14 protein-coding genes are annotated in these 14237 nt (G+C 75.0%); 7 read left to right on the top strand and 7 right to left on the bottom strand.

From position 1 onward, the window contains the following. The 7 genes from ZF1_RS06145 to ZF1_RS06115 all read left to right on the top strand — a co-directional run bounded on the left by ZF1_RS06145 (position 1) and on the right by ZF1_RS06115 (position 7175). Positions 1-1407, top strand: a complete 1407-nt coding sequence (locus ZF1_RS06145) for an MFS transporter (RefSeq protein ID WP_482636692.1) — start codon at positions 1-3, stop codon at positions 1405-1407. Next, positions 1404-2189 carry an FAD binding domain-containing protein gene (locus tag ZF1_RS06140; protein WP_405418995.1) on the top strand — a complete coding sequence of 262 codons (786 nt, stop codon included), beginning with the start codon at positions 1404-1406 and terminating at the stop codon, positions 2187-2189. Before ZF1_RS06145 ends, ZF1_RS06140 begins: the two co-directional genes overlap by 4 nt. Continuing rightward, positions 2182-4536 carry a xanthine dehydrogenase family protein molybdopterin-binding subunit gene (locus ZF1_RS06135; RefSeq protein ID WP_482636691.1) on the top strand — a complete coding sequence of 785 codons (2355 nt, stop codon included), beginning with the start codon at positions 2182-2184 and terminating at the stop codon, positions 4534-4536. The genes ZF1_RS06140 and ZF1_RS06135 overlap by 8 nt, the downstream gene beginning before the upstream one ends. Continuing rightward, positions 4533-5105 carry a (2Fe-2S)-binding protein gene (locus tag ZF1_RS06130; RefSeq protein ID WP_482636690.1) on the top strand — a complete coding sequence of 191 codons (573 nt, stop codon included), beginning with the start codon at positions 4533-4535 and terminating at the stop codon, positions 5103-5105. The genes ZF1_RS06135 and ZF1_RS06130 overlap by 4 nt, the downstream gene beginning before the upstream one ends. Then, positions 5102-5755, top strand: coding sequence for an isochorismatase family protein (locus ZF1_RS06125; protein WP_346106905.1), 654 nt, complete (start codon positions 5102-5104; stop codon positions 5753-5755). The genes ZF1_RS06130 and ZF1_RS06125 overlap by 4 nt, the downstream gene beginning before the upstream one ends. Then, on the top strand, positions 5752-6609 hold the full coding sequence (locus tag ZF1_RS06120; protein ID WP_405418998.1) for an alpha/beta fold hydrolase: 858 nt from the start codon (positions 5752-5754) through the stop codon (positions 6607-6609). The genes ZF1_RS06125 and ZF1_RS06120 overlap by 4 nt, the downstream gene beginning before the upstream one ends. Before the next feature lie 80 nt (positions 6610-6689). After that, the gene (locus ZF1_RS06115; protein WP_476653972.1) at positions 6690-7175 is read left to right on the top strand and encodes a hypothetical protein; all 486 of its coding nucleotides are present in this window, start codon (positions 6690-6692) and stop codon (positions 7173-7175) included. A gap of 222 nt (positions 7176-7397) precedes the next feature. On the opposite strand, the gene ZF1_RS06110 is transcribed toward ZF1_RS06115, so the two are convergent. The 7 genes from ZF1_RS06110 to aroQ form a co-directional block, all read right to left on the bottom strand. Continuing rightward, positions 7398-8315, bottom strand: a complete 918-nt coding sequence (locus tag ZF1_RS06110; RefSeq protein WP_482636689.1) for a PfkB family carbohydrate kinase — start codon at positions 8313-8315, stop codon at positions 7398-7400. Next, complete coding sequence (locus tag ZF1_RS06105) at positions 8312-9757, bottom strand: purine-cytosine permease family protein (protein ID WP_062400696.1); 1446 nt, start codon at positions 9755-9757, stop codon at positions 8312-8314. Before ZF1_RS06105 ends, ZF1_RS06110 begins: the two co-directional genes overlap by 4 nt. Positions 9758-9769: 12 nt before the next feature. Then, the gene (locus ZF1_RS06100) at positions 9770-10771 is read right to left on the bottom strand and encodes an ADP-ribosylglycohydrolase family protein (protein ID WP_482636688.1); all 1002 of its coding nucleotides are present in this window, start codon (positions 10769-10771) and stop codon (positions 9770-9772) included. Beyond that, positions 10768-11472, bottom strand: a complete 705-nt coding sequence (locus ZF1_RS06095) for a GntR family transcriptional regulator (protein ID WP_482636687.1) — start codon at positions 11470-11472, stop codon at positions 10768-10770. The genes ZF1_RS06100 and ZF1_RS06095 overlap by 4 nt, the downstream gene beginning before the upstream one ends. A 200-nt stretch (positions 11473-11672) precedes the next feature. Next, the gene (locus ZF1_RS06090; RefSeq protein WP_459559834.1) at positions 11673-12434 is read right to left on the bottom strand and encodes a maleate cis-trans isomerase family protein; all 762 of its coding nucleotides are present in this window, start codon (positions 12432-12434) and stop codon (positions 11673-11675) included. After that, complete coding sequence (locus ZF1_RS06085; protein ID WP_251785558.1) at positions 12431-13477, bottom strand: 2,5-dihydroxypyridine 5,6-dioxygenase NicX family protein; 1047 nt, start codon at positions 13475-13477, stop codon at positions 12431-12433. The genes ZF1_RS06090 and ZF1_RS06085 overlap by 4 nt, the downstream gene beginning before the upstream one ends. A gap of 98 nt (positions 13478-13575) precedes the next feature. Next, complete coding sequence (aroQ, locus tag ZF1_RS06080) at positions 13576-14175, bottom strand: gamma subclass chorismate mutase AroQ (protein ID WP_482636686.1); 600 nt, start codon at positions 14173-14175, stop codon at positions 13576-13578. Between the last annotated feature and the right edge of the window lie 62 nt (positions 14176-14237).

Raw genomic sequence — 14237 nt, 5'->3', positions numbered from 1 at the left:
ATGCGTACCGGAGACCAGGTCGTCCAGGACCTGCCCTGGCGCTGGGGCGTCCAGGGGAAGATCTTCCTCATCGGCGGCCTCGGCTACATGTTCGACGCCTGGGACGTCGCCCTCAACGGCTTCCTCACCCCGCTGCTCGGCGTCGAGTTCGACCTCTCGACCGGCCAGCGCGGCCTCGTCGCGACGGCCAACCTCATCGGCATGGCCGTCGGCGCCGTCGCGTTCGGCACGATCGCCGACCGGATGGGCCGCAAGCGGGTCTTCAGCATCACCCTGCTGATCTTCGCCCTGTTCTCGGTGCTCGGCGCCTTCTCCCCCAGCTGGGAGATCTTCCTGGCGCTGCGCTTCCTGGCCGGCATCGGGCTCGGCGGCTGCATCCCGGTCGACTACGCGATCGTCAGCGAGTTCTCACCCCGGCGCTACCGGGGCAAGGTGCTCGCCGCGATGGACGGCTGGTGGCCGGTCGGCACCACCCTCGCCGGGCTCTCGGCGACACTGCTCGTGCCGGTCGAGGGCAACTGGCGCTGGATGCTCGCGCTGATGGTGCTGCCCGCGCTGCTGCTGTTCTGGATCCGCCGCGGTGTCCCGGAGTCCCCGATCTACCTGGCCCGCACCGGCCGCGAGGCCGAGGCCCGCACCGTCATCGACGACATGGTCCGCCGCACCGGCGCCCCGGTGGAGCAGTACGCGATCACCGCCGCCGCACCGGAGCCGACCACCTCGCGCCGCCGCGGTCTCGGCGCCCTGGGCGAGCAGCTGAGGATGGTGTGGGCGTTCAACCCGCGCATCACCGGCGTCGCCTGGTCGCTGTTCATCACCGTCATGGTCGTCTACTACGCCGCGCTGTCCTGGATGCCGTCGATCCTGCGCGCCCAGGGCATGGGCGAGGTGGCCGCGTTCGCCTCCACCACCGTCATGAACGCGGTCGGCATCCTCGGTGTCATCACCTCGGTGCTGCTGGTCGAGGTCGTCGGCCGCAAGTGGGTCATCGGCGTCGCCGGTCCGTGCGCCGCACTGTCGCTGGTCGTGTTCTCGCTGGTCATGGGCTCGCCGACGGCGGCGGTCGCGATGATCGCGGTGTTCGGCTTCTTCGCCCTGGTCGTCATCCCGGTGATGTACGCCTACGTCTCCGAGCTCTACCCGACCGAGCTGCGGGCCTCGGGCTTCGGCTGGGCGTCGTCGTCGAGCCGGGCGGTCACCGGGTTCGTCCCGCTGATCTTCGGCAGCCTGCTGTGGCCGGTGCTCGGCCTGCCGCTGACCTTCACCCTGATGGCGCTGCTCGTGTTCGCCGCCGTGACCTTCATGGCCCTCGGCGCCCCCGAGACCCGGGGCCGCGAGCTGGACCGCATCACCGGCGACGAGGAGACGCTCGACGCGCCGGCGGTGGAGCGGGTGGAGAAGGCGTGAAGCCCGCCGCGTTCACCTACCACCGGGCGTCGTCGGTGCGCGGGGCGGTCGACCTGCTGACCGAGCTGGCCGACGACGAGCCCAAGCTGCTCGCCGGCGGGCAGAGCCTGGTCGCGATGATGAACTACCGGATGGCCCGTCCCGGGCACCTGATCGACCTCACCCACGTGCCGGGCCTGGCCGGCATCCACCACGCCGACGGGGCGCTGCGGATCGGCGCGCTCACCACCCACCGGGCCGTCGAACGGGCCGACCTCGGGCCGGACTTCGCGGTCCTGTCCGCCGCGATGCGCTGGGTCGGGCACCTGCCCATCCGCACCCGTGGCACCGTCGGCGGGTCGATCGCGCACGGCGACGCCACCGCCGAGTGGTGCCTGCTGGCCGTGCTGCTCGACGCCGTCGTCGTCGCCGAGGGGCCGGGCGGGCGCCGGGAGGTCCGGGCGCGGGAGTTCTTCCTCGGCCCGTTCACCACCGCCCTGGACCCCGACGAGGTGATGGTGGAGATCGTCTTCCCCCGTCCCGCGCCGCGGGCGGCGCTCACCGAGTACGCCGACCGCCGGGGCGACTTCGCCGTCGTCGCGGCGGGGGTGGACCTGGACACCGAGGAGGTCGTGCTCGGCGGGGTCGGCGCCGTCCCGGTGCTGGTGCCCGACGCCGGCACGCCGGACGAGGTCGCCGACGGTCTGGAGCTGCGCGACGAGGCCGGGATCCCCGCGGAGTACCGCCGCGGGCTGGTCCGCACCCTCGTCGCCCGGGCCCGGGAGGAGGCCGCCCGTGGCTGAGCCCGGATTCCGCCGCGACGGCAGCTGGGTCGGCGCGTCCGTCCCGCGCCGGGAGGACCCGCGGCTGCTCACCGGCCGCGGCCGCTTCGTCGACGACATCACCCTGCCCCGGATGCTGCACGCGGCGTTCGTGCGCAGCACCGAGGCGCACGCCCGGGTGGTCGACGTCGACCTGTCCGAGGTCCGGCGGGTGCCCGGCGTCGTCGCCGCGTTCGACGCCGCCGATCTCGCCCTGGGCGACATCACCGCGCTCCTCGACCGGCCGCTCGAGGAGTTCGTCCCCACCTCGATGCCCGTGCTGGCCGGCGACAAGGTCCGCTACGTCGGCGAGCCCCTGGCCGTCGTGATCGCCACCGACCCCTATGCCGCCGAGGACGGGGTGGAGGCCGCCGTCGTCGAGCTCGACCCGCTCGACCCGGTGGTGACCGAGACCGCCGCGCTGGCCGCGGCCGGTCCCCTGGTGCACGACGAGGCCCCCGGCAACGTGCTCGTCGACGTGTCGCTGTTCGCCACCGAGGGCATCGACGGCATCTTCGACGAGGCGCACACGGTGGTCACCGTGGAGGCCCGCACCGGGCGGCAGAACGCGCTGCCGCTGGAGACCCGCGGCGTCGTCGCCGACTGGGACGACCGCGACGAGCAGCTGGTGGTGCGCACCTGCACCCAGGTCCCGCACCAGGTCCGCACGGTCCTGGCCCGCTGCGCCGGGCTCGACGAGAAGCAGGTCCGGGTCGTCGTGCCGGACATGGGCGGCGGGTTCGGGCAGAAGTGCGTCGTCGGCCGGGAGGAGATCGCCGCCGCGGCCGCCGCGCGGCGCCTCCGCCGTCCGGTGAAGTGGATCGAGGACCGGCGCGAGGCGCTGACCGCGAGCTTCCTGGCCCGCGAGCAGCACTACACTGCCCGCGCCGCGTTCACCGCCGACGGGGAGATCCTCGCCCTGGAGTCCGACGTCGTCTGCGACATGGGCGCCTACTCCTGCTACCCGTTCACGGCCGGGATCGAGCCGCTGATGGCCTCGGCGGAGACGCCCGGCGTCTACCGGGTCCCCGCCTACCGGGTGCGCGGGCGCGCGGTCACCACGAACAAGGCGCCGACCGCGCCGTACCGCGGGGTGTCCCGGCCGCAGTACGTGATGGTGATGGAGCGGCTGATGGAGCGCGCCGCCCGCGAGCTCGGGCTCGACGCGCTGGACGTCCGCCGGCGCAACCTGATCACCGAGTTCCCCTACCGCGGGGTCAACGCCATCACCTACGACCCGGGCTCCTACCGGGAGTCCCTCGACCTGTGCGAGCAGGTGCTGCGCGACGAGGGCTGGCCCGGGCGCACCCTGCCCGACGGCCGGGTGCTGGGCATCGGCTACTCCTGCTTCTCCGAGCGCACCGGCTACGGCTCCGGCGCGTTCGCGGCGCGGAGGATGCAGGTCGTCCCCGGGTTCGACCTGTCCCAGATCACGATGGACCTCGACGGCACGGTCACCGTCACCACCGGCACGCTGTCGCACGGCCAGAGCCACGAGACGACCTTCGCCCAGATCGTCGCCGACCGGCTCGGCCTGCCCTACGACAAGGTCAAGATCGTCCAGGGCGACACCGACCGGATCACCTACGGCTGGGGCTCGTTCGCGTCCCGCTCGGTGACGATCGGCGGGTCCGCGGCGGCCGCGGCGGCGGTGAAGCTGGGCGACCAGCTGCGCGCGCTGGCCGCCCACCTGGCCGACGCCGACGTGGACTCGGCCGAGCTCGACGGCCGCGGCGGGGTGCGCGCCGGGGACCGCACGTTCTCCTACGCCGAGCTGGCCGACGTCGCCTACCTGCGCGCGCACCTGCTGCCCAAGGAGGTCGGGCCGGGCCTGACCGCGACGGCGAGCTTCGACGTCGGCGGCGACGGCACGTTCTCCAACGCCACCCACGGCTGCGTCGTCGCGCTCGACCCGGGCACCGGCGGCGTGGAGATCCTGCGCTACGTCTGCGTCGAGGACTGCGGCGTCGCCATCCACCCGCGCGTCGTCGAGGGGCAGGCCCGCGGCTGCATCGCCCAGGGCATCGCCGGGGCGCTGTTCGAGCAGGTCGTCTACGACGAGCTCGGCCAGCCGCTCGCGCCGAGCTTCATGGAGTACAAGGTCCCGACCGCCGCCGAGATCCCGGACGTGCGGATCGAGCACCTCGAGACGCCGTGCGCGTTCACCGCCGACGGCGCGAAGGGTGCGGGAGAGGGCGGGACCATCGGCGCGCCCGCGGCCGTGCTCAACGCCGTCAACGACGCGCTGCGCCCCACCGGCGTCGAGCTGGACTCCACCCCACTGTCGCGCGCGGACCTGTTCGCCGCGCTGAACCGGGAGGCACCGTGACCGACATCCAGCTGGTCGAGCTGACCGTCAACGGGGAGCGTCACGAGCTGGCGATCCCACCGCGCCGCACGCTGGCCGACGTGCTCCGCCACGACCTGGGGCTGACCGGCACCCACGTCGGCTGCGAGCACGGCATCTGCGGGGCGTGCACCGTGCTCGTCGACGACGCGCCCGCCCGCGCCTGCCTGCTGTTCGCCGTGCAGGTGGAGAACGCCGCGATCCGCACGGTCGAGTCGCTGTCCGGGCCCGACGGCGGGCTGTCGGACCTGCAGCAGTGCTTCGGCGAGCACCACGGGCTGCAGTGCGGGTTCTGCACACCCGGGTTCCTGATGCTGGCCGAGGGCTACCTCGCCGAGGAGCCCGACGCGAGCCGCGAGGAGATCCGCGAGGTCGTGGCGTCGAACCTGTGCCGGTGCACCGGCTACCAGACCATCGTCGACGCCGTGGAGGACTGCGCGGGCCGCCGCCGCGCCGCGCTGCAGTCCGCACTGGACTCCGCCCCGCAGCACGCGACACAGTCCGCACCGCAGTCCGCACCGCAGTCCGCACTGGACGGAGCATCCGCATGAGCCCGCACCCCACCGGTCTGCACGGGGCCGGTACCGACGCGACCTACGCGACCGCCGGGTTCGGCGCCGCCGCCCGGCGCGGGACCCGGCCCGCGGTCGTCGTCGTGGACCTGACGGTCGGGTTCACCGACCCCGCGCTGCCCACCGGCAGCGAGCTGTCCGAGGTCGTCGCGGCGACCTCGACGCTGGTCGAGGCGGCCCGCACGCTCGGCGCGCCGGTGGTGTGGACGACGATCGCCTACACCCCCGCCGAGCTCGACACCCTGCCCTGGCTGGTGAAGGCACCCGGGATGCGCTCGCTGGTCGAGGGCTCGGCCGCCGTCGGCTTCGACCCCCGGCTCGACGTCCGCGGCACCGACCACACGCTCACCAAGAAGGGCGCGTCGGCGTTCTTCGACACCGGGCTCGCGACCCTGCTGCGGTCGTCCGGTGTGGACACCGTGCTCGTGTGCGGGGCCACCACCTCGGGCTGCGTCCGCGCGAGCGCCGTCGACGCCGTCCAGTCCGGGTTCGGTGTGCTGGTGCCGCGGGACTGCGTCGGCGACCGCGCGGCCGGGCCGCACGAGGCGAACCTGTTCGACATCCACGCGAAGTACGGCGACGTGCTCGGTCTCGACGACGCGCTCGCCTACCTGAAGGGACTCCTGTGACCGTCACGTCCACCCTGGTCCGGCAGGTCCGCCAGGACGCGCTCGCCGACCTCGCCGACGTCCCCGCCGTGTCCCGCTGGGTCCGCCGCGGCGACCTGGCGCTGCACGCCCTCGACTACGGCGGCGACGGCGCCCCCGTCCTGGTCCTGCCCGGCATCACCAGCCCGGCGGTGACGATGGACTTCGTCGCCCGCGAGCTCGTCGACCTGTGCCGCCCGGTGGTGCTCGACGTCCGCGGCCGCGGGCTGTCCGGCAGCGGCACCTCGTGGACCCTCGACGACTACGCCGGCGACGTCCTGGCGGTGCTCGACGCGCTGGAGCTCGGCCCCGACACCATCCTGTTCGGGCACTCGATGGGCGCCCGGATCGCCGCCGTCGCCGCGACGCGCCGGCCCGTCGGCGGCGCCGTGCTCGTCGATCCGCCGCTGTCCGGCCCCGGCCGCGCGCCGTACCCGACGACGCTGGAGGCGTTCCTGGGCCAGCTGCACGAGGCGCAGCGCGGCACCGACGCCGACGGGGTCGCCCGGTCCTGGCCGCGCTGGCCACGCCGCGAGCAGGAGCTGCGCGCGCGCTGGCTGTCCTCCTGCGACGAGGCCGCGATCGCCGCGACGCACGCCGGGTTCGAGTCCGAGGACTTCTTCGACGCGTGGCCGCACGTCCCGGCGCCGGTGACCCTGCTGTACGGCGCGGACTCCCCCGTCGTGCCCGCGTCCGGGGTCGCCGAGATCGCCGCCGCCCGGCCCGACGCCCGGCTCGTCGCCGTCCCGGACGCCGGGCACATGGTGTTCTGGGACAACCCGGCCGAGGCGCTGGGGCTGCTGCGCGGGGCGCTGGGCGGCCCGGACCGGGGCTGACCCGCTCCGGGGCCGGCCGGACCCGTCCGACGCCCCGGGCCGGAGCGGCGGGGCGGATCGGACGGGCCTACCGTCGCGGTGTGCAACCGTGTCCGCGCCCGACCGCCTCCCTGCTGCGGGCGGCCACCGTGCTGGTGGCCGCCCTGCTCCTCGCCGGCTGCTCCGCCGACCGCCCCGCCGCCTCGTCGGCGCAGGACACCGAGCGCTGGCCGGGACAGACCGCCTCGGAGCGGGTCGGCGCCCCGGGGCTGGAGGCGCTGCGGACCAAGTTCCGCTTCTACGCCCAGGACCCCTGCTGGTCGAGCGACCCGGCGACGGTCTTCCCGCGCTGCGGCCGGTTCACCACCGAGATCCGCAACGCCCTGCCCCAGGTCCGCCAGGACGCACCGGCCGCGGCCGCGCAGGCCGACCTCGTCGGGAAGGCGCTCGACGACTTCGCCGCGAAGGGCTGCCAGGCCGACCCGGGCACCCTCGCCGAGGGCGACGCCGCCGTCTGCGGCCCGGCCTTCCGCGCGGTCCAGGAGACCGCCCAGGGCATGGCGACGGCCGCCGGCGCCGGGACCTGAGGACCCTGCCCCCGTCCATGATCACCGGTTGTGGAGCCAGGAGTGTGCTCGACGACCTCCGCGCTCCACAACCGGTGATCATGAACGGGGTGGAACCGCGCCGACCGGCGGCCCGCACCGCGCCGACGGATGCGCCTGCCGACGGAGCTCGCTGCCGACGGAGCGTGCCCGACGGAGCGCAGCCGGCCCGTCGGAGCGCAGTTCGCCCGTCGGAGCGCGCCGTCACCCCGCGGCGGCCCCGGCGAGGAACGCGTCGAGCTCCGCCCGGGTCGGCGCGGTGGCCGGCCCGTACCGGGTGACCGCGAGCGCCGCGGCCGCGCCGGCCCGCGCGACCGCCTCGGACCATGCCGTGCCGCGCAGCAGCTCCGCGGCCAGGACCCCGCAGTGGGCGTCCCCGGCCCCGTTGGTGTCGACGGCGTCGACCACCGGCGCCGGGACGGCCTCCACCGCCCCGTCGCGGACGACCACGCAGCCGGCGGCACCGTCGCGGACGACCACGGCCGCGTCGTCGCGCAACCGCCGGGCCAGGGCCCCGGCGGCACGCGCCGCGGTCGGCTCCCCGGTGAGCAGCCGCGCCTCCCGCGCGTTGGTGCTCAGCACCCCGGTGGCGGCGAGCATCCGCTCCCACAGCGCGTCCGGCACGTCCGTGACCAGGGGCCCCGGATCGAGCAGGACCGTCGCCGACGACTCCTCGGCCGCGGCGACCAGCGACGCGGCCTTGTCCGGGACGAGCAGGCTGTAGCCGGAGACGTAGAGCACGTCGTCGGCGGTGGTCGACGGGAGCCCGGCGGGCGGCGCGGTCTCGACCCCGCTGCCGGTGACGAAGGTCCGTTCCCCGGACGGGTCGACCAGGGTCACGCAGACGCCGGTGTCGCCGCCGGGATCGGGCGGCGCGGTCGCCGTGACGCCCTCCGCGGCCAGCGCGGCCCGCACGAGGTCACCGTGCGGACCGGTGCCGTGCCCGCCGGCGTAGAGGACCTCGGCCCCGGCCCGAGCGGCCGCGGCGAGGACGTTGAACCCGCCGCCGGGCAGCATCGTCGTGCCGGTGGCGAGCACGTCCCCGCCGGGCGGGGGCAGCGCGGGCACCCGCATGACCAGGTCGACCAGGACCTGTCCGGAGTGGACGAGCCTGCCGGTCACCGCTGCTCCCGGGCCCCGCCCAGCGCGGCGTACACCCCGGCGGCGACGACGAAGGTGATCACCCAGGCCAGCCCGTTCTCGCCGAACCAGGTGCCGGCCAGCGGCCCGGTGAACCACGGCTGCGCCGACGGCCCGACGGTGGCGAACAGGTAGCCGACGACGATCGCCAGCGCCCAGGCCGCCGTCGCCCGCGGCTCGATCCCGCCGCGGTACCAGTAGCCGCTGCCGCGCGAGGTGTCCATCAGGGCCACCGGGTCGTAGTGGCGGCGACGCAGCATGTCGACGGCGAACACCCCGACCCAGGCGGTGATCGGGACGGCGAGGGCGCTGATGAAGGCGATGAACGGCGGGTAGAACCCGTCGGCGATCAGCATGAAGTAGATCGCGCCGGCGAAGGTCACCAGCACGTCGACGACGACGGCGTACACCCGCGGCAGCCGCACGCCCAGGGTCAGGGTGGTCAGCCCGGCCGAGTAGACCGACAGGTGGTTGGACAGCAGCAGCCCGCCGAACGCGGCGACCAGGTACGGGATCGCCATCCACGCGGGGAGCAGGTCGCGGATCGCGGCGACCGGGTCGTCCGCGGTGGCCAGGGTCGGGTCCCCGGCGGCGAGCAGGCTGCCCAGCGAGATCAGCAGGACCAGCGGGATGCCCGCGCCGGCCGCGGCCGAGGCGACCAGCGACCCGGCGCGCACCGACGGGGACTGGTAGCGGGACATGTCGGCCGAGGCGTTGGCCCAGCCGATGCCGGTCCCGGCGGCGATCACCCCGACCGCGGCGACGACCGCACCCGACGGCGCGGGGGCCGCCGCGGCGACCGCGGCCCAGTCGACGGTGGCGACCAGGAACCCGCCGACGACGATGTTCAGCGCACCGAACACCCAGGTCGCCCAGCGCTGCACCGCCACGAGCACCGCGTGCCCCAGCCCGGCGACGAGCACCGTGCACAGCACGAACACCGCGATGCAGGCGATCGTGATCACCGGGTGGTCCTTCGCCGACGGGCTGGTGCCCGCGACGATCGTGACCAGCGACAGCAACGCGAACGCGGCCGTGGTGGTGTTCACCGTCTCCCAGCCCAGCCGCGACAGCAGCGACACCAGGGTCGGTCCGATGTTGCCGCGGGCGCCGAACACCGCGCGCGACAGGGTCAGGCCGGGCGCCCCGCCGCGCCGACCGGCGATCGACACCGCGCCGACGATCGCGAACGACCCGACGCTGCCGAGCACCGCGGCGAGCACGGCCTGGGTGATGTTCAGCCCGGACGCGACCAGGGTCGCGCCGAGCGGGAGGCCGAGGATGGAGATGTTCGCGGCGAACCAGACCCAGAAGAGCTGGCCGGGCCGGCCGTGGCGCTCGGCGACGGGGACCGGTTCGATGCCCCGGGTCTCGAGGGCGCCGCCCTCGGCGGTGGTACCGGTGTCGGTGGTGCTGGTGGCCATGGCGGCCTCCGTTCAGGAGGTGGACCGGAGGTGGAGCAGTCCCTCGACCACGTCGTCGAGGGGGTCGAGCAGGGGTGCGTTGACCCGGCGGACGGTGCCCACGAGGTCGGCGGGCAGTGCGGCGGCGCCGTGCACCGCCCCGAGGACCGCGCCGCAGATCGCGGCGACGGTGTCGGTGTCACCACCCAGCGAGGCGGCGGTGACCAGCGCGGCCCGCGGGTCGTCGCCGAGGGCGGCGGCGAGCCCGAGGGCGGCGACGACGGACTCGGTCGCGGTGACCGAGGTGCCGACGACGCCGACAAGGGTGTCGGCGAGCGCGGCCCGGCCGAGCCCGGGCAGGACCCGGAACGCGACGTCGAGGCGGGCGGCGACGTCGGCGCCGGCCGCCCAGCCGCCGCGTCGCGCACCGGCCCGGGCGGCGTCGAGCGCGGCGTCCAGCGCGGCAGGGAGCCCCGCGCCGGACACCCCGGCCGACACCGCGGCGGCCACCGCGGCGGCGGCCGCGATCCCGGGTGCGGTGTGGTGGGTGACGACCGCCGACTCGACGACGGCGTCGAGGAGCCGCGGGCCGGCGTACGCGATGCCGACGGGCGCGACACGCATCGCGGCGCCGTTGGTGACGCCGTCGCGGCCGGCGATCTCGGGGGGCTCGCCGTCCGCGAGCCGGGTCAGGGCCCGGCGGGTGGAGGGGCCGAGCAGGTCCAGCGACCCGCGCCGGATCATGTCCTGCTCCCACTTCTCCAGGGAGGAGGCGAACACCCGGGGCGGGACCCGGCCGTCGTGGTCGAGCAGGATCCGGGCGAGCAGCAGCGCCTGCTCGGTGTCGTCGGTGACGGTGCCGGCGGGGAGCTTCGGGGCGATCGGCTGGTCGTCGGCGCCGTCGAGGAGCCGGTCGACGACGCCGTAGCGCTCGGCGATCGCCGACCGGGACAGCGACTGGGTGGGCATGCCGAGCGCGTCGCCGACGGCCAGGCCGAGCAGCGCGCCGAGCGCGCGGTCGCGGGCCGGGTTCACCGCCCGCCGCCGAACTCGAGGTGGAACCGGAAGCGCTGCGGGTCCAGGAGGCTGACCACGTGCTCGACGAGCCCGCCGGTCGCGTCCCGGGTGACCCGCACGGCCTGCAGGAACGGCTCGCCGGGGGCGCGTTCGAGGGTGGCGGCGTCCGCGGCGCCGAGCGGGGCCACCGAGATCCACTGCTCCCCCCCGACGCCGGTCAGCCCGGTGGCGGCGAGGGTGGCGGTGATCGAGCCGTCGACCAGCCCGGTCGCGGGCAGCTGCGCCAGCGCGCCGGTCGCGGGCAGCGACGCCGTCTCCAGCGACACCGGAACGGTCCCGGCGCGGCGCAGCCGGCGCACGGTGACCAGCGGCCCCTCGTACCCGGTGGGGCCGGGGTCGCCGCCGGGCGAGATGCCGAGCAGCTCGGTGCTCACGGCCGCGCCGGACGCGGCGAGCGCCTGCGCCCAGCCGAGCCGCTGGTCCAGCGGGGACCCGTCGAAGGTCACGAACGACCCGACGCCGGTCTCGGTGGTGATCAGGTCGCGACGGGCCAGCTCGGCCAGTGCGCTGCGGACGGTGCCGCGGGAGACGGCGTAGGTGCGGGCGAGCTGGTTCTCCCCCGGGAGCTGCTCGCCGTGCGGCAACCGGCCGGAGCGGATCCGCCCGGCGAGGTCCTCGACGAGGCGCGCCCTCTTGGAGCGCCCACCCTGTTCAGACATGTACAAACATGTACAGCACAGGGTCGGCCGCGTCCACCCCCCGTCCCGGACGCCCGGCGCCCCGTGATCCAGCTGCGCGGAGCCGGGCGCATCCTCCGGGGACCCCGCACTCCTCGGAGGAGGACCACGTGGACACCCGGCCCGCGGACACGACGACGACCCGCGTGCCGGCGCGGCACGCGGGTCCCGGTCGTACGGCCTCAGCCGGCGAGCAGCGCCCCCGCCCCGGGCACCCGTGGCTCCAGCCCGAGCCCGGTGAGGATGCGGTGCGTGGTCGCGGTGGCGGCGGACAGGACCGGGATGCCGGCCTCGTCCTGCACCGCCTCGATCGACGGCAGCGACGGCATCTGCACGCACGCGCTGAGCACCAGCGCGTCGGCGCCGGTCAGGTCCAGCCTGCGCCAGTGCTCGCGCAGGTCGGCCGGATCGAGCCGGGCGACGGCGAGGTTGTCGGGCACCTGCAGCGACAGCGAGTCGACGACCTCGACCCCCGCGTCCTCGATGTAGTCCACGACCGCCTTCGTCAGCGGCTCCATGTACGGGGTGATGATCGCGACCCGCGTCGCACCGAGCGCGGCGATCCCCGACAGCAGCGCTCCGGCGCTGGAGACGACGGGGGCGTCGGAGCCCTCCGCCCGCAGCGCGGCGGTGATGTCGTCCTCGGCGGTGCAGTGGTAGCCGGGGCCCTGCGCCATGATCGCGACCAGGCAGGCCGTCGCGACGACGTCCGGCCGGGCGTCGGCCAGCTCGGCCGCGGCCCGCTGGGCCTGGGCGTTCATCGCGCGCAGCTGCTCGGGGGTCACGTGCTGCATCCGGGCCCGCGCCGCGTGGAAGACGAACCGGTCCTCGGGCAGCACGTCCTCCCGGGCGCGCAGCATCCGCGGGAGCTCGGTCTCCATCGTCAGGTTGGAGCTCGGCACGATCATGCCCACGTGATGGTCGCGGGGGCGGTCTCCGCTCATCGGCGGTTCACCGGCCTCATCTCGGGCACGGTCAGCTCGCCGGCGTCGACGATCAGCTCGTCGTCGAGGAACAGGGAGTTGCCGCGCATCGGGATGTCGAAGTGACAGGCGGTGTCGTTCGGGCCGCCGAGCTCGTTGTTCGGGCCGATGGAGAACATGACGTTGCCGTAGAAGCTGCGCAGCTCCATGCCCATGCCGCCGCCGAACTGGGTCAGGCCGTGCCAGTGGGCGCGCTCGTCGAGGCCCCAGCCGACGTGGCTCATGCCGTAGCCGCGCGGGTCGTCGAAGGACTCGATGTAGGAGCGGAGCAGGTCCGCGTCGAGACCGGAGGAGCCGGCGCCGCCGCGGATGTCGCGGATGAAGCCCTGCTCGATGGTGATCTCCACCGGGGTCTGCACGTAGGTGTTGAACGGCAGCAGCACGTCCCCGGGGGCGAGGACGATCTTCCCGTCGACACCGTCGTCGGAACCGCCGGTGAACACGAACGCCGCGGGCCAGTGGTCCCAGCGACCGGGGGTGTCGGTGTAGCCGTACTCGCTCAGCGTCGGGTACATGCCGAGCTGGTAGGTCACGTCGGTGCCGTGCGGGCTGGTGATCCGCATGGTCGAGGCCTTGGCCAGCAGCTCCGCGCCGGTCTCGACGCGCTCGCGCAGCTCGGTGGTCGGCATCAGCCGGGCCAGCAGCTCGGGCGGCTCCACCGCGGTGAGGATGCGGGTGCCCGCGTCCTGGATGGCGAACTGCTCGGCGCTGAACAGCAGGAACGTGCAGTCCACGACCATGTCCGCGGCCTTGAGGGCGTCCACGGCCAGGGGGATGTTCCCCAGGCCGGAGTCGCCGACCGCCCAGGCGCCGCCCGCGCTCGCCGGCGACGGCAGCCGCATGTGGTAGCCGGTCGCGCCCAGCTTCTGGATCGCCCAGAGGAACGCGTCGGCGTACTCGGTCCGTTCCGCGCCCCGGGTGAGCACGACGACCGTCTCCCCCTCGTGCACGCCCGACAGCGTCAGCTGCTGCAGGCAGATGTCGTTGAACAGGTTCTGGTCCATCGCGCCCCTCCGTGTCTCGTTCTATTAATCCGAGCACGTACTATCCGGATACGCAAGACCTTCGGGCGAGCGGAAACGGCACCGTCACACGGGGCGGATCAGCCGGGGGCGCCGTCGCAGACGGACTTCAGCGACCGCCCGAGGGCGTTGCGGTGGACCTCGTCGAGCCCCTGCGCCTGCTCGACCGCGGCCTGGGCCAGGGTCGACGGGCACTCCTCGTTCGCCCGTGCCGGTCCGGCCAGCTTCAGGGCGGCCACGAGCTCGTCGCCGATCCGGTCGAGCCGCGGCCGCACCCGGGCCAGCTCGGGCCGCTGCGCCGGACGCGTGTCGGGCCGGTCGGTCCACTGCCGGATCAGGTCGTTCTGCACCTGGGTGCTCGCCGCGATCTGGTCGGCGACGATCCGGGCCGTCCAGTCGGGGTCGACGCCGTCGCGGGTCGCGTCCGCCCGCGCCTGCGCGACGACGGCCGCCTCCCGCGCCGGGTCGGTGACGGCCGCCCCGGTCCCGAACTTCGCCGCGGCGACCTGGTCGGAGACCTGGGCGCGCTGCGCGGACAGCTGCACGACTCGGATGAGCCCGTCGGCCGGGGACGCGCCGGGCGGCCCCTCGGTCAGCGGGAGGGGCTGGTCGCCGCACCCGGCCAGCAGTCCCAGGACCAGGAGCGACCCGGCCAGTGCGGTACCGCGTGTGCCGATCACAGCGGCGAGCCTACGACCGCAGCGGTCGCGCCCCACCGCCGCCTGCGGCGATGCTGGCGGGC

Source organism: Pseudonocardia sp. ZF1 (assembly GCF_056835605.1).
The sequence above is the reverse complement of the archived record's forward strand: the minus strand, read 5'-3'. Positions and strand labels throughout refer to the sequence as shown.